Genomic DNA, 19,423 nt, shown 5'->3' on the forward strand with positions numbered 1-19,423 from the left:
ACCGCAGGGGTCACCGGCGCGACGGTGTGACACCGGCCTCTTTTCTAAGCGCTCGCTCAGCAGGGGGCGTCACGCCTGCGCGTCCTGCGGGGCCGCGGCGGGGTCCGCTTCCGCGGCCGGCGGTTCCGCCGCGGTCAGGTGCCGGCGGCGCCGGTGCTTGAGCAGGGCCCACGGCGCCCGGACCGCCGTGACCTCCGTGCCCGCCTGCTTCGCCGCCGCCGCGGCCGCCTTCGCCACCGGCAGCACGCCCTCCCGCCGCGCCGGCTCCACCCGGTCCGTCTCCGGCCAGACGCCGAGCGCCGCGCAGAGCGTCGGCAGCATCGCCATCGCCGCCGTCGCGTACCCCTCCGCCGAGGGGTGGAAGTTGTCCACACCGAACATCTCGCGCGGGTTCTCCGCGAACTCCGGACCGAGCAGGTCGCCCAGCGACACCGTCCGCCCGCCCTGCTCCACCACCACGATCGTCTGCGCGGCGGCCAGCTGCCGGGAGGCCCGCCGGGCCAGCCAGCGCAGCGGCTGGTAGACCGGCTCGATCGTCCCCAGGTCGGGACAGGTGCCGACCACGACCTCCGCGCCCGCCGTCCGCAGCCGCCGGACCGCCGCCGCCAGGAGCCGTACCGACTCCGTCGGCGACATCCGGTGCGTCACGTCGTTCGCCCCGATCATGATCACGCACACGTCCGGGGGACCCGAGGGCAGCGCGAGCAGCAGCGACACCTGACGCTCCAGGTCGTCCGTGCGGGCCCCCGACAGCGCCACGTTCCGCAGGACCACCGGCCGCTCCGCCACGGCGGAGAGCCCCGAGGCGAGCAGCGCCCCGGGCGTCTGACCCGATCGCCGCACCCCCTGGCCCGCGGCCGTGGAATCACCCAGAAGGGCCAGCCGCAGGGGGTTCTCCGTACCGAACGAGCGGCCGTACAGGCCGTCCGCCACGGGCGGCAGCGGCGCCGTCCCGGTCCCCACCGACCTCTTCGCCAGCTGCATCTCGGTCAACAGGAGGCCGACCGCGGCCACCCCGAGGAGACCGATGCTCCCGCCGCCGTACGCCGCACCCGCGGCGATCCTCCGCGCCACCCGTGCTCTCGACATGGGGCCGTCCCCTCCTTCGCGTCCTTCAAGCCGTTCAGGGTCTAACTGCCCCGTAAGGAGCTCCGACTACGCATACGCTGGCCACACCATTACGGAGACCCCGGAGATTACGGTGCAATTCCACGACTCGATGATCAGCCTCGTCGGCAACACCCCGCTGGTGAAGCTCAACAACGTCACAGCGGGCATTCAGGCGACCGTTCTGGCCAAGGTCGAGTACTTCAACCCCGGCGGCTCGGTCAAGGACCGCATCGCGATCCGCATGATCGAGGCCGCGGAGGCGAGCGGCGAGCTCAAGCCCGGCGGCACCATCGTCGAGCCCACGTCCGGCAACACCGGCGTCGGCCTGGCGATCGTGGCCCAGCAGAAGGGCTACAAGTGCATCTTCGTCTGCCCCGACAAGGTGTCGCTCGACAAGATCAACGTGCTGCGCGCGTACGGCGCCGAGGTCGTGGTCTGCCCGACGGCGGTCGACCCCGAGCACCCGGACTCGTACTACAACGTCTCGGACCGCCTCGTCCGTGAGACCCCCGGAGCCTGGAAGCCCGACCAGTACTCCAACCCGAACAACCCGCGCTCCCACTACGAGACCACCGGTCCCGAGCTCTGGGAGCAGACGGACGGCCGCATCACGCACTTCGTGGCGGGCGTCGGCACCGGCGGCACCATCTCCGGCACCGGCAACTACCTCAAGGAGGCCAGCGGCGGGAAGGTCCAGGTCATCGGCGCCGACCCGGAGGGCTCCGTCTACTCCGGCGGCTCCGGCCGCCCGTACCTCGTCGAGGGCGTCGGCGAGGACTTCTGGCCGACCGCCTACGACCGGAACGTCACGGACCGCATCGTGGCCGTCTCCGACAAGGACTCGTTCCAGATGACCCGCCGCCTCGCGAAGGAGGAGGGCCTCCTCGTCGGCGGCTCCTGCGGCATGGCCGTCGTCGCGGCCCTTGAGGTCGCCCGCGACCTCGGTCCCGAGGACGTCGTGGTCGTGCTGCTGCCGGACTCCGGCCGCGGGTACATGTCGAAGATCTTCAGCGACGAGTGGATGGCCGGCCACGGCTTCCTGGAGGACACCTCCACCGCCACCGTCGCCGACGTCCTGCGGCACAAGGAGGGCGTCATGCCCTCGCTCGTCCACATGCACCCGGACGAGACCGTCGGCCAGGCCATCGAGGTCCTGCGCGAGTACGGCGTCTCCCAGATGCCGATCGTGAAGCCCGGCGCCGGCCACCCCGACGTCATGGCCGCCGAGGTCGTCGGCTCGGTCGTCGAGCGCGAGCTCCTCGACCACCTCTTCACCAAGCAGGCCTCCCTGGAGGACCCGCTGGAGCAGCACATGAGCACGCCGCTGCCGCAGGTCGGCTCCGGCGAGCCCGTCGCGGCCCTCATGGCCGTCCTCGGCTCCTCCGACGCGGCGATCGTCCTCGTCGAGGGCAAGCCGACCGGCGTCGTCAGCCGCCAGGACCTCCTCGCCTTCCTCGCGGGCGGCGGCAAGTAGGTCCAGTCTGCCGGTGCGGGGTCCGCCTCCGGGCGGGCTTCGCACAACCGGTACGTACGCGACACGTGCGCGCAGCACCCGCTTAACACGGGTCCGGCACATTGGTGGATGTCGACGTCACGGACTTCCGGAGCGGCTCCCGGGTCTCCTCAGACGTCGCGGACGTGGAGACCGGCCCTGACCCGGGGTCCGCGTCCCTCGCGGGGACCGCCGTCGTCCCGCCCCCCTTCGCAGGGGGTGCGGCGGTCCCCGCGCTACTCCCTTCCCTTCCCTCGCCTCCACCGCTCTGCATATCCTTATGCAGGGTTTCTGGTGGCTGAATAGGTGAGGGGACGGCATGAGCGACAGCCCGGCCGGGCGGCTGCAGGCGCTGTTCGAGGGGCATCGGCTGACGCCGACCCAGCGGCGGATCGCGCACTGCATGGTGCGGCGGGCCGCCGACGTGCCGTTCCTGTCGAGCGTGGAGCTCGCCGAGCTCGCCGGGGTCAGCCAGCCGTCCGTCACGCGGTTCGCCGTCGCGCTCGGCTTCGACGGCTATCCCGCGCTCCGGAAGCACCTGCGGGAGGTCGCGCCGCCCGAGGCCGAACCCCAGGAGGCGCAGGAGAACGAGTACCAGCAGGCCGTGCTCGCCGAGATCGAGAACCTCCGGCACCTCGCCGGGCTGCTCGCCGACCCCGCGCCCGTCGAACGGGCCGGGCGGCTGCTCGCCGGCTCGCGGCCGCTGCTCGTGCTCGGGCTGCGGGCCGCCTCCTCGCAGGCGCGCGGCTTCGCCTACTTCGCCGCGAAGGTCCACCCGGACGTCCGGCTCCTCGACGAGGGCGGCTCGATGCTCACGGACCGCGTCGACGCGGCCGTACGGGCCGGGGCCACGGCGCTGCTCTGCTTCGCGCTGCCCCGGCACCCCAAGGAGGTCGTCGAGGCCCTGGAGTACGCGCGGGCGGCGGGCCTCCAGGTCGTCGCCGTCGCCGACTCGGCCTTCGCGCCCGTCGCCGCCCACAGCGACGTCCTGATCCCGGCCGCCGTCGGCACCGGGCTCGCCTTCGACACCGCCTGCGCGCCGATGATGCTCGGGCGCGTCCTCCTGGAGGCGATGGCCGACGAACTCCCCGACGCGCAGGCGCGCCTGGAGGAGTTCGACGCCAAGGCGGTGGCCCGGGGGCTGTTCGTCGAATAGGTCGAACAGGTGGAGCGAGAGAGTCTCAGAGCTCCAGTTCGGACTCGATCCGCTTCAGCTGGTGGCGGGCCATCGCCAGGTTCGCCCGTTCCTTGTCGAGGGCCAGATAGAGGAAGAGGCCGTTCATGTTGCGGCCCTTGAGCAGGCGGATCAGGTGGTAGTGCTTGCCGAGGGTGATGAGGATGTCCTCGATCTCGTCGTTCAGACCGAGGTGTTCCATCGCCTTGACCTTGGCGCGTACGACGTCGGTGTTGGCCGCCGCGGCCACGTTCAGGTCGAGCTCCTTGCCGCCGCCGATGGTGCCGAGCGCCATGCCGCTGGTGTAGTCGACGAGGGCCGCGCCGATCGCGCCGTCGATGGTGGAGGCTTCCTTGAGGGACGTCTCGGTGTTCGCCATGGTGTCGTCTTCCTTCTCGATGTGCCGGTTTCGGTGGGACGGGTGATCAGAGGCGGTTGAGGTCCAGTGCGCCGTCGACCAGCTCCCCTATCCGGGCGCTCGATCTGCGCGCCTCCAGGTGGAGCCGGCCGACGTTGATCCGGGGTTCGGCGAGCAGGGTCAGGACGGCCGCGCCGCCGGCCGCGTACGTCGCCACGTAGCCGTTCTCGCCGCGGACGAGGAGTTCGCGGAAACGGCCCTGGCCGGTGGTGTCGGTGAGCCGCTGGCCGACGCCGAGCGCCGCCGCCGTGAGGGCGGCCACGCTCTCCGCCTCGCCGTCGGCGGTGTCGTGGGCGAGGACGAGGCCGTCGGCGCTGGCGGCGAGGGCCCCGGTCAGCTGGGGCAGCCGTGCGCGGAGTCGTCTGAGTTCGCCGAGTACCTCGGTCTCTGCCGTCATGAGCTGTTTCCTTTCGGCGCGCAGGCGCAGGGCACGCCTCATCACAGGTGTGCCTCCAGGGCGTCACGGAGCCGGCGCAGCAGCGCGATGTCCGGGTCGGTCGCGCGCGCGTACTCCGGGAGTACGGGGGTGGGTACGGGCGCGGGTGCGGTCTCGGGTACGGGTGGGGTCTCGGGTGCGGACGGGGTCTCGACGAGTCCGGCCGCGGCGAGCCGCCGGACGTCGAGCAGGGTGTGGAAGGCGGGGCGGCCGAGCAGGCGGGCGAGTTCGGCCGGGGTCCGCTCACCGTCGGCGGCGGCGAGCAGGGCGCGCTGGCGGGCGCCGACGGTCTGGCCGGGGGCGGCGGGGCGCGGGACGACGGGGGCGGTGTCCACGGCGGGGTACGGCCAGACGGCGTCGAGGAGCTCGCGGCGGCGGACGGTCTCGCGCTCGACGGCCTCGGCGGAGACGGGGCGCACGGTGCCGAACCAGTGCCCGACCCCGTACCGGAAGCGGGTGGGTCCACTGGTGGGGGAGAGGGCGAAGAAGGCGGCGTCGAAGACCGCCCCGAGGTGGCAGATCTCCAGCTCGCCGTCGTGGAGGCGGCCGCTGTCGACGAGGAAGCGGCCGACGGCGCGGTGGGCGCCGGCGCGGTCGACGGCCTCGTCCCAGTTCTCGCGGGGGAGGCGTCCGCCGGTGGTGAGGAGGACGTCGACGCCGGGGGCGGCGGGGGATTCGGCGTGCACGACGCGGCCGTCGACGAGGTAGAGCGTGCCGTGGTCGCGGAGCAGGGCGCCGGTGGCCCTCTCGGCGGCGAGGCGGACCAGCATCGGGGAGACCGGCGTGGCGGGGGCGGCGGCTGTGGCGGCGGTCGGGCTCATCCGAGGACCAGCCTTTCGGCGATGTCCTGGAGGCGTATCCGGGCGAGGGCGAGGTTGCCGGTGTCGCGGTCGAGCCAGAGATGGAGGAAGACGCTGCTGTCGAAGGAGGTCTCGACGAAGCGGAGGACGTGGTAGCCGACGCGAGTGGTGACGATCAGGTCCTCGACGGGTGGCCCGAGGTCGCCCTCGCTCTTGGCGAAGGAGTCGAACTCGGCCGCGGAGCGGGCCAGTTCGGCGGTCTCGGCGGCCGTCGTCTCGTGGTCGCCGACCGGGGACTCGCCGGCCGTGCCGAGGGCGAGTCCGCTGGTCCAGTCGACCAGGGAGGCTCCCCGGGCACCCGGCAGGGTCATGGCCTCCATCAGGCACTCGTCGATTCCGGGCATGCGGACTCCCCTCCCGATGCGGCGCGCGGACGAACGGCGGTGTCCGTGACGTTACTCAACGCATTGGTGTTCGGGGGGTGTTCTGGCATTTTCCATCGGAACATGCCGACGGCTGGCGGGAATTGATCGAGCCGTACCGTTCGAAGTCGCTCACATGCGCGATTCCACGGCGCTCGCGATCTCGGACAGGTCCTTCGTGAGCGCTTTCGCGACCGCTTTCGTTCCGAAGCGGGCGAGCAGCCGGGCGGCGAAGCCGGGGGAGCGGCCGTTCGCGGGCCGGGCGGAGAAGGTCATCCGCAGGGTCGTGGCGGCCCTGCCGTCGGGGCTCCCGGCCGCGGGGGTGAGGGTGAGCTCGGAGACGTACCGCATGCCGTGCGACTCGGCGACGGTCACGTACCGGTCGGGCGGCTCGCACTCGGTCACCGTCATCTCCTCGGTGGCCTCCTTGCCGAGCATCCGCCGGGTCTCGCGCCAGCGGGTGCCGACGTCGAAGCCGCCGGGGGTGAGGACTTCGACGCGCTCGACGCCGGAGAGGACGCGGGGCATGTCCCGGAGGTCGGTGATCGCCTCCCAGACGCGTCCGGGGGAGGCGGCGACCCGGCGCTCGACGACGACGGAGGTGGTGGAGCCCGTACCCGTACTGGTCATGCCTTCATCGAAGCCGGGGCGCCCGCCTCCCGCTACCCGAACGGCGACGCCGCTGCCGAAACGGCGACGCCGCTACCCGAGGAGGGCGTCGGCCTCGGCCCCGCCCGCCTCCGCGACGATCTCGGCGAGCGTCTGCGCCCTGCGGACGGTCGAGAAGGTCACGGCCCCGTCCTCGCCGAGGGTGTAGCCGTGGACCGCGGGGCGGGGGAGCGTGTTGTACGCGTAGTGGTGGGCGAAGTAGTACGCGCCGGTGTCCGGGACGGCGACGAGGTCGCCGGGGCGCAGGAGCGGCAGCTCGCGGCCGGTGGCGAGGAGGTCGCCGGCGAAGCAGGCGGGTCCGGCCACGTCCTGGACGGTGGTCTCGCCGGCGCGGGGGCGGCCCTCTGCGTCGTACGCGAGGATCCGCAGCGGCCAGGAGTCGGGGGCGTAGACCGTGCGGGTGGCGACCTGGACGCCCGCGTGGGTGACGGCGATGGGGCGGCCGCCGGAGGTCTTCGTGTACTCCACCCGGGCGAGGATCGTGCCGTGCTTGGCGAGCAGGGAGCGGCCGAACTCGGTGACGAGGCGGTAGCGGCCGTCGAGGAGGCCGGGGACGGTGTCGGCGAGCAGCCCGGCGTACTCGGCGTAGGTGGGGGTCTCCTCGTCGGAGGCGAAGTTGACCGGGAGGCCGCCGCCGATGTCGATCGTGTCGATCTGCTGCCGGCCCGCCTTGTGGTTGATCTCCTCGGCGAGCGTGTACGTCTCCGCGACGCCCTCGGCCATCAGGGCGAGCGGGACGCCCTGGGAGCCGGTGTGGGTGTGGAGGCGGGTGAGCCAGGGGCGGTCGAGGAAGGCGCGGACGACGGTGTCGCGGGCGCCCTCGTCGCGCAGGGCGACGCCGAACTTGGAGGTGGCGGTCGCGGTCGAGAGCGCGCCGATGGAACCGGCTCCGACCTGCGGGTTCACTCTCAGGCCGAGGTGCGAGGCGGTGGGGGCGGAGGCCATGAGCGCGTCGAGCCGGTCGAGCTCCTGGAGGTTGTCGGCGTTGACGGCGATGCCGAGGGCGAGGGCCTCGCGGAGCTCGGCGGGGGTCTTGGCGGGGGAGTCGAGGACGGTGTGGGTGGGCGGGATCCCGGCGGCGCGGGCGAGGGCGAGCTCGCCGGGGCTGGCGACCTCGACGCCGAGCCCGGCCTCGTGGAGGAGGCGCAGGACGGGGACGAGCGGGGCGGCCTTGACGGCGAAGGCGTGGAGGACGGTGGCGTCGGTGACGGCGGCGAAAGCGCTGGTCAGGGCGGCGGCGGAGGCGCGGATGCCGGTGGTGTCCAGGAGCGCGACGACGGGTTCGGTGGGGGAGAGGAGTCCTTGGTCGACGGAGGCTCGGACGGCGAGATCACGACGGTAGGAGGCCATGGGGGCCATCCCATCACCCGGGGTCACCGATTCGGGTGAAGCCGCCCCTGTTGACTACAACTATTCAGCGCGTCAGGATGTGAATATCTGAACGACATTCGAGGAGGCACCCCCATGTCAGGACCCCGCCCCGTACGCGCCGCCCGTGGTACGGAACTGAGCGCCCTGGGATGGCAGCAGGAAGCCGCCCTCCGGATGCTCCAGAACAACCTCGACCCCGAGGTCGCCGAGCACCCCGACAAGCTCGTCGTCTACGGCGGCACCGGCAAGGCCGCCCGCGACTGGCGCTCCTTCGACGCCATGGTCCGCACCCTGCGCACCCTCAAGCAGGACGAGACGATGCTCGTCCAGTCCGGCCGTCCCGTCGGCGTCATGCAGACGCACGAGTGGGCCCCGCGCGTCCTCCTCGCCAACTCCAACCTGGTCGGCGACTGGGCGAACTGGGAGGAGTTCCGCCGCCTGGAGCACCTCGGCCTCACGATGTACGGCCAGATGACGGCCGGCTCCTGGATCTACATCGGCACCCAGGGCATCCTCCAGGGCACGTACGAGACCTTCGCCGCCGTCGCCGCGAAGAAGTTCAACGGCACCCTCGCGGGCACGATCACCCTCACCGCCGGCCTCGGCGGCATGGGCGGCGCCCAGCCGCTCGCCGTGACGATGAACGACGGCGTCGCCATCTGCATCGACGTCGACCCGCGCGCCATCGAGCGCCGCATCGAGCACCGCTACCTGGACGTGCGGGCCGACAACCTCGCCCACGCCCTCCAGCTCGCCGTCGAGGCCCGCGACGCCCGCCGCCCGCTCTCCATCGGCCTCCTCGGCAACGCCGCCGAGCTGCTCCCGCAGATGCTCGCCGAGGGCGCCCCGATCGACATCGTGACGGACCAGACCTCCGCCCACGACCCGCTCTCCTACCTCCCGATCGGCGTCGCCTTCGACGACATGGCCGACGCGGCGGCCAAGGACCCGGCCGGCTTCACCACGCGCTCCCGCGAGTCGATGGCGAAGCACGTCGAGGCCATGGTCGGCTTCATGGACGCGGGCGCCGAGGTCTTCGACTACGGCAACTCGATCCGCGGCGAGGCCCAGCTCGCCGGTTACGACCGGGCCTTCGCCTTCCCCGGCTTCGTCCCCGCCTACATCCGCCCGCTGTTCTGCGAGGGCAAGGGCCCGTTCCGCTGGGCCGCCCTCTCCGGCGAGGCGAGCGACATCCACAAGACGGACAAGGCGATCCTCGACCTCTTCCCGGAGAACGAGTCCCTGCACCGCTGGATCAAGATGGCCGGCGAGCGCGTCCACTTCCAGGGCCTGCCCGCCCGCATCTGCTGGCTCGGCCAGGGCGAGCGCGACAAGGCCGGCGACATGTTCAACGACATGGTCGGCAACGGCACCCTCGCCGCCCCGCTCGCGATCGGCCGCGACCACCTCGACTGCGGCTCGGTGGCCTCCCCGTACCGCGAGACCGAGGCCATGCTCGACGGCTCCGACGCCATCGCCGACTGGCCGCTGCTCAACGCCATGGTCAACGTCGCCTCCGGCGCCTCCTGGGTCTCCATCCACCACGGCGGCGGCGTCGGCATGGGCCGCTCCATCCACGCCGGCCAGGTCTCCGTCGCCGACGGCACCAAGCTCGCGGGCGAGAAGATCCGCCGCGTGCTCACCAACGACCCGGGCATGGGCGTCATCCGCCACGTCGACGCCGGCTACGACATCGCCGAGCGCGTCGCCGACGAGAAGGGCGTCCGCGTCCCGATGCGCGAGGGTGACCCGGCGTGACCTCGTCCCCCGAGGACACCACCCCGGCCGCCGCCTCCTCCGGGACGGCGGCGGCCGGGGGGCTCGCCTCCCCCTCGTTCCACGCGATGTGGCGCAGCCTCGCCCCCATCGGCCGCAACGCCGACTCCGGCGGCTACCGCCGCTACGCCTGGACCGCCGCCGACGCCGACTGCCGGCTCTGGTTCCGGATGCAGGCCGAGGCCCGCCGCATGGACGTCGAGACCGACCGCAACGGCAACCAGTGGGCCTGGCTCGGCGACCCCACCGCGGGCGACGCCGTCGTCACCGGCTCCCACCTGGACTCCGTCCCCGACGGCGGCGCCTTCGACGGCCCCCTCGGCGTCGTCTCCGCCTTCGCCGCCCTCGACGAACTCCGCAAGCGCGGCGCCTCCTTCAAGCGGCCCCTCGCCATCGTCAACTTCGGCGACGAGGAAGGCGCCCGCTTCGGCCTCGCCTGCGTCGGCTCCCGCCTCACCGCCGGACGCCTCACGAAGGAGCAGGCGTACGAGCTCCGCGACGCGGACGGCATCACCCTGCCCCAGGCCATGGAGGCGGCCGGCCACGACCCGTCGGCGATCGGCCCGGACCCCGAGCGGCTCGCCCGCGTCGGCGCGTTCGTCGAGCTGCACGTCGAGCAGGGCCGCGCCCTCGACCTCTCCGGCGACGCCGTCGGCCTCGCCTCGGCGATCTGGCCGCACGGCCGCTGGCGGTACGACTTCGCCGGCGAGGCCAACCACGCCGGCACCACCCGACTCGTCGACCGCCGCGACCCGATGCTCACCTACGCGGAGACGGTCCTCGCCGCCCGCCGCGAGGCCGAACTCGCCGGCGCCGTCGCCACCTTCGGCAAGATCGCCGTCGAGCCGAACGGCGTCAACGCGATCCCGTCGATGGTCCGCGGCTGGCTCGACGCCCGCGCCGCCGACCAGGGCTCCCTCGACCGGGTCATCGCCGGTGTCGAGGCCGCGGCCCGCGACTACGCCGACCGCCACGGCATCGACCTCGCCGTGACCCGCGAGTCCTTCACCCCCGTCGTGGACTTCTCGCACACCCTGCGCGACGAGCTCTCCCGCATCCTGGGCGACTCCGGAGCCTCCGGCCGCCCCTGGGGCACGGCCGGCAAGGTCCCCGTCCTCGGCACGGGCGCGGGACACGACGCCGGAATCCTCTCCGAGTCGATCCCGACCGCCATGCTGTTCGTACGCAACCCCACGGGCGTCTCGCACTCCCCGGCCGAATCCGCGGCCGAGGACGACTGCGTCGCCGGGGTCATCGCACTCGCCGACGTACTGGAGGGCCTGGCGTGCCGCTGACGACGTACTGGCTGGAGCACGCCTGGCTCGACACGAACGTCGAGCCGGGCGTGGTCCTCGACGTGACCGAGGGCGGCCGGATCGGCGCCGTCCGCACGGGGGCGGAGACCCCGCCCCCGGGCGCCGTCGTCCTCCGCGGCCTCACGATCCCCGGCCTCGCCAACGCCCACTCGCACGCCTTCCACCGGGCCCTGCGCGGCACCGTCCAGGTCGGCTCCGGCACCTTCTGGACCTGGCGCGAGGTGATGTACACCGTCGCTCAACGCCTCACCCCCGACTCCTACTTCGCCCTCGCCCGCGCGGTGTACGCGGAGATGGCCCTCGCCGGCATCACCTCCGTCGGCGAGTTCCACTACCTCCACCACGCCCCCGGCGGGAGCCTCTACGCCGACCCCAACGCCATGGGCGAGGCCCTGATCGCGGCGGCGCAGGAGGCGGGCATCCGGATCACCCTCCTCGACACCGCCTACCTCTCCTCCGGCTTCGGCGCCGCCCCCGACCGCCACCAGCTCCGCTTCACCGACGGCACGGCGGAGAAGTGGGCCGAGCGGGTCTCCGCCCTCAAGGAGCGCGACGGCGTCCGGATCGGCGCGGCCGTCCACTCCGTCCGCGCGGTCCCCGCCGACCAGCTGTCCACCGTCGCCCAGTGGGCCGCCGAGCGGGGCGCCCCGCTCCACGTCCACCTCTCCGAGCAGACCGCCGAGAACGACGCCTGCCTCGCCGCCCACGGCATGACCCCGACCCAGCTCCTCGCCGAGCACGGCGTCCTCGGCCCCCGCACCACCGGCGTCCACAACACCCACATGACGGACGCGGACATCGCCCTCGTCGGCTCGTCCGCCACCGGCACCTGCATGTGCCCGACGACCGAACGCGACCTCGCCGACGGCATCGGCCCCGCCGTCGCCCTCCAGCGCGCCGGCTCCCCCCTCTCGCTCGGCAGCGACAGCCACGCCGTCATCGACCTCCTCGAAGAGGCGCGCGCCATGGAGCTGAACGAGCGCCTGCGCACCCGCACCCGAGGCCACTGGACCGCCGCCGCGCTGCTCCGCGCGGCCACGGCCGACGGTCACGCGGCGCTCGGCTGGGCCGACGCGGGCACCCTGGAGGCCGGGGCGCTCGCCGACTTCACGACGATCGCCCTCGACACGGTCAGGACAGCGGGACCGGTGCCGCGTCTGGCAGCCGAGACGGCGGTATTCGCAGCGTCGGCCGCGGACGTCCGGCACACGGTCGTGGGTGGCCGGCACGTCGTACGGGACGGGGTCCACCGCTCCGTACCGGACGCCGGACAGGCCCTGCAGGACTCGATCGCCGCCCTGCGCGGCTGAAGCGGCTGAAGGAGACACCCCTCATGAACACCGGCCCCGCGACGACGAACAGCACCGCCGCGACCTCCGGCCCCACGAGCGCGAACAGCGCCGTGGCGACCACCGCCACGACGGCCACGGCCATCGTCAACATCGCCGGCCTCGTCACCAACGACCCCTCCCTCGGTGATGGTTCGCCTCTCGGACTGATCCAGGACGCGGCCGTCGTCATCGACGGCGACCGTGTCGTCTGGGTCGGTGAATCCAGCAAAGCACCCGCCACTGACAACCGGGTCGACGCCGCCGGACGGGCCGTGATCCCCGGCTTCGTCGACTCCCACTCGCACCTGGTCTTCGCGGGCGACCGCACCGCCGAGTTCAACGCCCGCATGTCGGGACAGCCCTACAAGGCCGGCGGCATCCGCACCACCGTCGCCGCCACCCGGGCCGCCACCGACGAGGCCCTCTCCGCCAACGTGGCCCGCTACATGGCGGAGGCCCTCGCCCAGGGCACCACCACCTTCGAGACCAAGTCCGGCTACGGCCTCACCGTCGAGGACGAGGCCCGCGCCCTGCGGATCGCCGCCGAGCACACCGACGAGGTCACCTACCTCGGCGCCCACATCGTCTCCCCGGACTACGCCGACGACCCGGCCGCGTACGTGGAGCTGGTCACCGGCGAGATGCTCGACGCCTGCGCCCCGTACGCCCGTTGGGTCGACGTCTTCTGCGAGAAGGGCGCCTTCGACGGCGACCAGGCCCGCGCGATCCTCACCGCCGGCAAGGCGAAGGGCCTGCACCCCCGCGTCCACGCCAACCAGCTGACGTACGGCCCCGGCGTCCAGCTCGCCGTCGAGCTCGACGCGGCCAGCGCCGACCACTGCACCCACCTCACGGACGCGGACGTCGACGCCCTCGCCTCCGGCAGCACGGTCGCCACCCTCCTCCCCGGCGCCGAGTTCTCCACCCGCGCCCAGTGGCCGAACGCCCGCCGCCTCCTCGGCGCGGGCGTGACCGTGGCCCTGTCCACGGACTGCAACCCGGGCTCGTCCTTCACCTCCTCCGTCCCCTTCTGCATCGCCCTCGCGGTACGGGACATGGGCATGACCCCCGACGAGGCCGTCTGGTCCGCCACGGCGGGCGGCGCCGCCGCCCTGCGCCGTACCGACGTCGGCCGCGTCGCCCCCGGCGCCCGTGCCGACCTCACCGTCCTGAACGCCCCCTCCCACGTCCACCTGGCCTACCGCCCGGGCGTCCCGCTCGTGGCGGAGGTCTGGCGCGCGGGCACCCGGGTCGCGTAAGCACGGGAAAGAGGGAAGGGCCGGTACGTCCCCGGGGACGTACCGGCCCTTCTTCATGAGCGGGCGTCAGAAGGTCAGGGTCCAGCCGATGATCGACCCCGCTCCGTCCGCCGCCGTGTCGGTGGCGCGCAGCTTCCACGTGCCCCGCGTCGGCGACGCGCTCGCGTCGACCGTGTACGTCTCGTGGATCTCGGTGCCGCTGTCCTTCGGTGCCGCGGCCCGCAGCAGGTAGGCCCGGCCGTCCGGGGCGACGAGCTCCAGCTTCAGGTCACCGCGCCACACGTGGTGGACGTCGACGACGACCTTGGTGTTCACGGGGGCGTTGCCGCCGAGCTTGCTGCCGACGACCACCGGGGACTCGGCGGAGCCGAGGTCGGCGATCGGCCGCTCGGTCCAGTCGGCGAACCAGGGGAAGTGCAGGGTCCAGCCGACGATGTGGCCGCTGGAGCCGGCCGACTTGTCGTTGACGCGGAGCTTCCAGATGCCCTTGGCCTGGTGGGCGCTGGCGTCGACCTCGTACGTCTTGTAGATCTCGCCGACGTTGTCGCCGGCGGAGGCGCGGCGCAGCGGCGTGGTGGCGCCGTCCGGGTAGACGAGGTCGATGTCGAGGTCACCGGTCCACGCGTGGCTGACGTCGATCTCCACCAGGAGGCGGGCCGGGGCGAGACGGTCACGGGTGACCTCGATCGACGACTCGGCGATGCCGGGGTCCGGGATCGGGACCGTGGTCCAGTTGTCCCAGTTGGGGAGCGCCGGGTCGGGCAGCGGGGCGACGGTCCCGCCGTTCACGGCCGCGTTGACGTCGATGCGGGGGGTCGTGGCGCCGGTGTACGTGATCGGGGACCCGGTCGACTTCAGCAGGGTCTCCAGCTCCGCGATCGTCTTGGCCGGGTAGGTCTGGCGGAGGACGGCGAGGGCGCCGGCGACGTGCGGGGCGGCCATCGAGGTGCCGTTCTTGCTGCCGTACGCGCCTCCGGGCAGCGAGGAGACGATGCTCGTGCCGGGCGCGAGGAGGTCGAGGAGCGTGCCCCGGTTGGAGAAGGAGGACAGCTGGTCGTCGTCGGTGGTGGAGCCGACGGTGATCGCGGAGGCCACGCAGCCGGGGGCGGCGACGGCGTCGGTGAAGCCGCTGTTCCCGGCGGCGACGACGGTGGCGACGCCGTCGGTGAGCAGGCTGTCGATGATCGGCTTGCGCGGGTCGGTGGCGCAGGCGGCGGTGTAACGACCGGCTCCGAGGCTCATGTTGGCGGCGACGATGTTCGTGCCGGCCCGCTTCAGGGCCTGGACCTTCTCCAGGGCCTTGATCTGGGAGCTGGTGAAGCTGAGGACGCAGGGGGCGTTCCCGGCGCCGCAGTACTCCTCGTCGTCGACCTTCGAGAAGACCTGGAGGGCGACGATGTTCGCGCCGGGGGCGACGCCCCGGGCGGGCGCTCCGGTGATCCCGGTGCCGTTTCCGGCGACGATGCCGGCGACGTGGGTGCCGTGCGAGCAGGCGGTGCCGAGGGTGGCGCAGGGTCCGGCGTCGGCGTCGGCGCTGCCGGTGCCCTCCTGGACGTTGGCGCCGTTGGGGCAGAGGCTGGTGGCGCTGTAGGTCTCGTCGTTGACGGAGAAGCAGGCCTCGGTGGTGACGCGGTTGCCGAGGAAGGGGTGGTGGGTCGCGACGCCGGTGTCGAGGACGGCGACGGCGGTCCCGGCCCCGGTCTTCCCGGCGGCGGTGGTCTTGTCGCTGCCGATCTTGACGGTCGACTCGTTCAGGCTGGGCGGCGAGGGGACGTCCTCGACGACCTGGACGACGCCGGCCTTGGCGTTGAGTTCCTGGAGTCCCGCGGTGTTCACGCGGAGGGTGACCATCGGGAGCGTGTCGTACGAGACGACGGTGGCGCCCGCGTCGTCGGCGGAGGCGAGGTCGGTGCGGGCCTGCGTCACCACGTTGACGCGTACGGTTCCGTCGGCGGCGGCCTGGTCGAACAGGGCCGAGGAGACCGGTCCGTCGGCGGTCGGCGTGAGGTCGTCGGCGAGGGCGCTGTGGGCGGGTGTCGCGGCGAGGAGCAGGGCTGCCGCGGCAGCGAGGGCCGCTCTCCATGCGGGACTTTTCATGACATGTCTCCAAGGTGGGCAAAAGAATGGGGGCGGTTGGCGGCATGTCGGTCATGCGGTTCGCCTTCCGCCCCCGGATTCCTTACAGCGGGGGTGTGGTGCCGTGGGTGCGATCAGGTCGCGTTGGCGCCGTTCTTCGCGCGGCCGACGACGGCCACGAAGCCGAAGTAGACGTTCGCGATCTTGCGGCAGGCACCGGTGAGCCAGTACTTCGGGCAGGTCTTGTTGTAGAGCAGGTTCCAGAACTCGGCGTCGGCCTGCCAGCCCTTGTACTTGTCCAGGTAGTAGCGGTAGCCCTTCCAGGCGTTGCCGATCGTGCCGTAGCCGTAGTCGTGCGAGTCACAGGCCGCGCGGAAGTCGTAGCCGGCCGGCTTGTCGGGCGAGGTGGTGCAGTGGTCGTAGTAGATGCCGCGGACCCAGGTACCGGTGGGCGTCTGCGTCCAGAAGGGGTTGCGCCAGCCGTAGTGGGCGACCTTCGTCGAGCAGCCGGAGTACGAGTAGCGCATCCAGGTGTAGGCGGTGGAGCAGTAGCTCGGGTACGCGTACGGGTCGTTGATCTCGGAGCCGGTGAAGTCCTCGGCCGCCGGGGCGACGCCCTCGGGCTGGTTCTGGCTCGGCGATCCGGTGGCCGGGCTGCCGGGCACCGGGACCGTGCCGGTGGTCTCGGTCGCGCTCGGCGCGACCGCCTCGCCGGCGTAGGACAGCTCCCAGCGGGCGCCGTCGTCGGAGGTGAGGGAGGTGACGCGGTCGATGCCGTCGTACGTGTAGGTGTTGAGGTCCGCGCCGGCGGCCGGGTTGGTGACCTTCTTCAGGAGGCCCGCGCTGTCGTACGAGTACCGGGCGAGGGTCTCGACGGTCGCGCCGGAGGTGACGCTGATGTCCTTGACCTGGCCGGCCACGTCGCCGAGGGTGCTGCCGGCGGCGGTGGTGGCGGTCGCGTAGGTGACCTTCACCGTCTGGGCGGCGGCCTCGCCGCGGGCGGGCTCGTTGATCTGCTTGACGCGGCCCGTGGTGTCGTAGGAGACCGTGCTCATCTTGGTCGCCGTGGAACCGACGCCGCTCACACGCCAGTTGTCGGCGCCGGTGCCGATCTGCTTCCAGGTGACCTTCGGCTTGAGGTCGGCGGCGGCGTACGAGGCACCGGCCGCGGTGACCGGGGTGTCGTCGCCGGTGGGGGCCACGGTGAGGTCGACGTTCTGCGTCTCGGTGGCCGACGTGGTCATCTGGCCGAGGAGGTCGTCCCAGACGCTGTTCACGACGATCGTGGAACCGTCGGCGGCGGTGTACGTGGTGGTGCTGCCGCCGTCGGGGCGGGCGAGGGTGTCGGTCAGGTTGTACCGGACCGAGTCGTTGAGGTCGAGGTCCTTGGTGGTGATGAAGCCGGACCCCTGCGACAGCTGGCGGTTGAGCTGACCGCCCAGGAACTGGGCCTGCCAGCTCGGGCCGAAGACGCCGAGGTCGCTGCGGGCGGCCGGCGCGTCCAGGGCCTGCGCCACCCCGGCGCCGGCGCCGGAGACGATGTGGGTACGGCCCATGAGGCTGATCGGGACGTCGTTCTCGGTGAGCTGGTACTGGTCGTCGTCCGACTGGTACGTGCCCGGGCCGACCTCGCTGATGACCCCGGTGGACTGCGGCTGGGCCGGCGGTTCCTCCGTGGCCGAGGCCGTGGGGGCCTGGGGAAGCAGGAGCGCCAGGGACACGGCGGCGACTACAGGGACAACACTTCTTCGCACGGTTTCTCTCCCGTCTGGACCGATCCGTTGTGATCGATGGGCCGGACTTTATGGACGCCGTGACAAGCCCTGCAATGCCCTCGATGACCACTCAAGGGCCCCTAGTCGCAAGGGTGTTACCCCCGTAGGGGGGTGAGCTGAGTACCCGTACTCATGTGGCCGCCGGAGGCCGCGGAACAGGATGTGACCATGAGAATCCACCGCATCACCACAGCCCTCGCCGCCGCCGGCCTCGCCTCTCTCGCCCTGGTCGGCTGCGGCAGCCAGACCGCCGGTACGGGCACGACGCCGGGCTCCGCGGGAGGCACCGTCCGCCCGGTCGGCGCCACGGCGACCCCGAGCGCCACGGCCTCCGCGGCCGCGTCCGCCGGGCAGGACGCCTCCGTCAAGCGCTTCACCAAGGTCGTCCGCGCGATCAACAACGAGTGCCGGGTGACCCCGTCCGGCCGCCCGTCGGAGTTCCCCGAGTCCGACGCGGAGCCCGTGGACGGCGGATACGGCCCCGACAACCCGCCGCCCACCCGGGACGGCATCGGCCCCGATCCGCAGTCCTCCGAGGGCCCGCCCCGGTACGACACCACTCCGCTCGAACCCCGCGACTACACGGAGGTCCCGCTCGACGCCGAGATCCGGTGCATCACCGGCAAGCACGCGGACCGCATCCGGGCGGGCGTCGGCGGCAAGGGTGCCGCCGACGCGGAGGCGCTGCGCGCCGCGCTCCTGAAGCTGGACTACCCGGCCACCCGTATCCACGCCATGCCCGCCCGGGGCGGCGCCCCCGTCGTCCGGGTGGACCTGCGGATCGACTCCCAGGCCGCCCTGGAGATCGTCGGCCTCCGCGACGGGCTGGTGATCGAGCCCTTCGGGGCGGTGGCCGACCCGGACCTGAGGATCACGGAGGTCAAGCGCGGCTGAGGGGTGTCCCGGGAGGCGGTCACTCCTCGACGGTGAGTCCCCGGCGCAGCCGGGCCAGGGTGCGGGAGAGCAGCCGGGAGACGTGCATCTGGGAGATGCCGAGCTCGGTGCCGATCTCGGACTGGGTCATCCCGGAGACGAAGCGGAGGGAGAGGATGAGCCGGTCGCGGGCGGGCAGGGAGGCGATCATCGGCTTGAGGGAGGCGATGTACTCGATCCCCGAGAGGCCGTGGTCCTCGTAGCCGATCCGGTCGGCGAGGGCCCGCTCGCCGCTGCCGGAGTCGTCCTCCTCGGTCGTGGCGTCGAGCGAGGAGGCGGTGTACGCGTTGCCCGCGGCCATGCCCTCGACCACCTCGTCCGCGGAGATCCCGAGCTCCTCCGCGAGTTCGGCGACGGTCGGGGCGCGGTCGAGGCGCTGGGTCAGCGTGTCACCGGCCTTGGCCAGGTCGATCCGCAGCTCCTGGAGCCTGCGGGGCACGTGCACGGACCAGGAGGTGTCCCGGAAGAACCGCTTGATCTCGCCGATGATCGTCGGCATCGCGAAGGTGGGGAACTCGACCCCGCGGGACAGCTCGAAGCGGTCGATGGACTTGATGAGCCCGATCGTGCCGACCTGGACGATGTCCTCCATCGGCTCGCTGCGGGTGCGGAACCGGGCGGCGGCGAACTTCACCAGGGCCAGGTTGAGTTCGACGAGGGTGTTGCGGACGTAGGCGTGTTCGGGGGTGCCTTCCTCCAGTACGGCGAGGCGGGCGAAGAGCTCCTTGGAGAGCGCCCGCGCGTCGACGGGGCCGTCGAGGTCGTCGAGGCCGGGACGGCCCGCGGGGCCGTGGGCGGTCGCGTCGGGTGCCGCCGTCGCCGGGAGGGGCAGGGTCGTCGACGGCGCGTGGGGGGTGTGCGGGGCGTCGAGCCGGGGTGACATGGATCGTCTCCTTCGTGGTGCTTCCGCTGCGGTGTGCGGCGCCTCCGTGGCCGGTCGTGTCGGACGCGCTGTGGGGGGTCCAGCGCGGTGCTTCCTTCTAGCCCTACCTGGTCGACGGCGATGGTTGCAAGTACCAATAATCCGGTTTGGTGCGGTTTGTGGGGGAGGGCATGTGCGCCGGG

Annotated in this window: 17 protein-coding genes; 7 read left to right on the forward strand and 10 right to left on the reverse strand. The window is 72.6% G+C overall.

The window, feature by feature from the left end; translation table 11 throughout:
- Positions 1-69: 69 nt before the first annotated feature.
- A complete protein-coding gene (locus ACFC0Z_RS24690) occupies positions 70-1,089 on the reverse strand; it encodes an SGNH/GDSL hydrolase family protein (RefSeq protein ID WP_376441823.1) in 1,020 nt (339 codons plus the stop codon).
- A gap of 112 nt (positions 1,090-1,201) precedes the next feature.
- On the opposite strand from ACFC0Z_RS24690, the gene ACFC0Z_RS24695 reads away from it, so the two are divergent.
- Positions 1,202-2,584, forward strand: coding sequence for a cystathionine beta-synthase (locus ACFC0Z_RS24695; protein ID WP_376441826.1), 1,383 nt, complete (start codon positions 1,202-1,204; stop codon positions 2,582-2,584).
- Between the two features lie 337 nt (positions 2,585-2,921).
- Entirely contained in the window at positions 2,922-3,758 is an 837-nt protein-coding gene (locus ACFC0Z_RS24700; protein ID WP_376441828.1) for a MurR/RpiR family transcriptional regulator, read from the forward strand.
- Positions 3,759-3,783: 25 nt separating this feature from the next.
- Here the strand turns inward: ACFC0Z_RS24700 and ACFC0Z_RS24705 are convergent, their stop codons facing one another.
- The 6 genes from ACFC0Z_RS24705 to ACFC0Z_RS24730 all read right to left on the reverse strand — a co-directional run bounded on the left by ACFC0Z_RS24705 (position 3,784) and on the right by ACFC0Z_RS24730 (position 7,880).
- On the reverse strand, positions 3,784-4,155 hold the full coding sequence (locus ACFC0Z_RS24705; protein ID WP_376441830.1) for a hypothetical protein: 372 nt from the start codon (positions 4,153-4,155) through the stop codon (positions 3,784-3,786).
- Between the two features lie 46 nt (positions 4,156-4,201).
- Complete coding sequence (locus ACFC0Z_RS24710) at positions 4,202-4,591, reverse strand: roadblock/LC7 domain-containing protein (protein ID WP_376441833.1); 390 nt, start codon at positions 4,589-4,591, stop codon at positions 4,202-4,204.
- A 41-nt stretch (positions 4,592-4,632) separates the two neighbouring features.
- Positions 4,633-5,451, reverse strand: a complete 819-nt coding sequence (locus tag ACFC0Z_RS24715) for a transcriptional regulator (protein WP_376441835.1) — start codon at positions 5,449-5,451, stop codon at positions 4,633-4,635.
- Positions 5,448-5,834, reverse strand: coding sequence for a hypothetical protein (locus ACFC0Z_RS24720; RefSeq protein ID WP_376441838.1), 387 nt, complete (start codon positions 5,832-5,834; stop codon positions 5,448-5,450). Before ACFC0Z_RS24720 ends, ACFC0Z_RS24715 begins: the two co-directional genes overlap by 4 nt.
- Before the next feature lie 150 nt (positions 5,835-5,984).
- On the reverse strand, positions 5,985-6,482 hold the full coding sequence (locus ACFC0Z_RS24725; RefSeq protein WP_376441841.1) for an SRPBCC family protein: 498 nt from the start codon (positions 6,480-6,482) through the stop codon (positions 5,985-5,987).
- Positions 6,483-6,554: 72 nt separating this feature from the next.
- Positions 6,555-7,880 (reverse strand): diaminopimelate decarboxylase, encoded by a 1,326-nt coding sequence (locus tag ACFC0Z_RS24730; RefSeq protein ID WP_376441843.1) that lies wholly within the window; start codon positions 7,878-7,880, stop codon positions 6,555-6,557.
- 105 nt (positions 7,881-7,985) lie between these two features.
- Here ACFC0Z_RS24730 and hutU point away from each other — a divergent pair, with 105 nt between their 5' ends.
- The 4 genes from hutU to hutI all read left to right on the forward strand — a co-directional run bounded on the left by hutU (position 7,986) and on the right by hutI (position 13,574).
- Positions 7,986-9,650 carry a urocanate hydratase gene (gene hutU, locus ACFC0Z_RS24735; protein WP_376441845.1) on the forward strand — a complete coding sequence of 555 codons (1,665 nt, stop codon included), beginning with the start codon at positions 7,986-7,988 and terminating at the stop codon, positions 9,648-9,650.
- Between the two features lie 86 nt (positions 9,651-9,736).
- Positions 9,737-10,963 carry an allantoate amidohydrolase gene (locus tag ACFC0Z_RS24740; protein WP_376441974.1) on the forward strand — a complete coding sequence of 409 codons (1,227 nt, stop codon included), beginning with the start codon at positions 9,737-9,739 and terminating at the stop codon, positions 10,961-10,963.
- On the forward strand, positions 10,954-12,294 hold the full coding sequence (locus ACFC0Z_RS24745; RefSeq protein WP_376441847.1) for a formimidoylglutamate deiminase: 1,341 nt from the start codon (positions 10,954-10,956) through the stop codon (positions 12,292-12,294). Before ACFC0Z_RS24740 ends, ACFC0Z_RS24745 begins: the two co-directional genes overlap by 10 nt.
- Before the next feature lie 23 nt (positions 12,295-12,317).
- Complete coding sequence (hutI, locus tag ACFC0Z_RS24750) at positions 12,318-13,574, forward strand: imidazolonepropionase (RefSeq protein WP_376441850.1); 1,257 nt, start codon at positions 12,318-12,320, stop codon at positions 13,572-13,574.
- Between the two features lie 66 nt (positions 13,575-13,640).
- Here hutI and ACFC0Z_RS24755 read toward each other — a convergent pair whose 3' ends face one another.
- Both ACFC0Z_RS24755 and ACFC0Z_RS24760 read right to left on the reverse strand, forming a co-directional pair.
- On the reverse strand, positions 13,641-15,671 hold the full coding sequence (locus tag ACFC0Z_RS24755; protein ID WP_376441853.1) for a S8 family serine peptidase: 2,031 nt from the start codon (positions 15,669-15,671) through the stop codon (positions 13,641-13,643).
- 113 nt (positions 15,672-15,784) lie between these two features.
- Complete coding sequence (locus tag ACFC0Z_RS24760; RefSeq protein ID WP_376441855.1) at positions 15,785-17,371, reverse strand: phospholipase A2; 1,587 nt, start codon at positions 17,369-17,371, stop codon at positions 15,785-15,787.
- Positions 17,372-17,593: 222 nt separating this feature from the next.
- On the opposite strand from ACFC0Z_RS24760, the gene ACFC0Z_RS24765 reads away from it, so the two are divergent.
- Positions 17,594-18,319, forward strand: a complete 726-nt coding sequence (locus tag ACFC0Z_RS24765) for a hypothetical protein (RefSeq protein WP_376441858.1) — start codon at positions 17,594-17,596, stop codon at positions 18,317-18,319.
- A 19-nt stretch (positions 18,320-18,338) separates the two neighbouring features.
- Here ACFC0Z_RS24765 and ACFC0Z_RS24770 read toward each other — a convergent pair whose 3' ends face one another.
- Positions 18,339-19,241 (reverse strand): RNA polymerase sigma factor SigF, encoded by a 903-nt coding sequence (locus ACFC0Z_RS24770; RefSeq protein WP_376441861.1) that lies wholly within the window; start codon positions 19,239-19,241, stop codon positions 18,339-18,341.
- Between the last annotated feature and the right edge of the window lie 182 nt (positions 19,242-19,423).

It is taken from the genome of Streptomyces sp. NPDC056144, from assembly GCF_042264145.1.
Classification (GTDB): domain Bacteria; phylum Actinomycetota; class Actinomycetes; order Streptomycetales; family Streptomycetaceae; genus Streptomyces.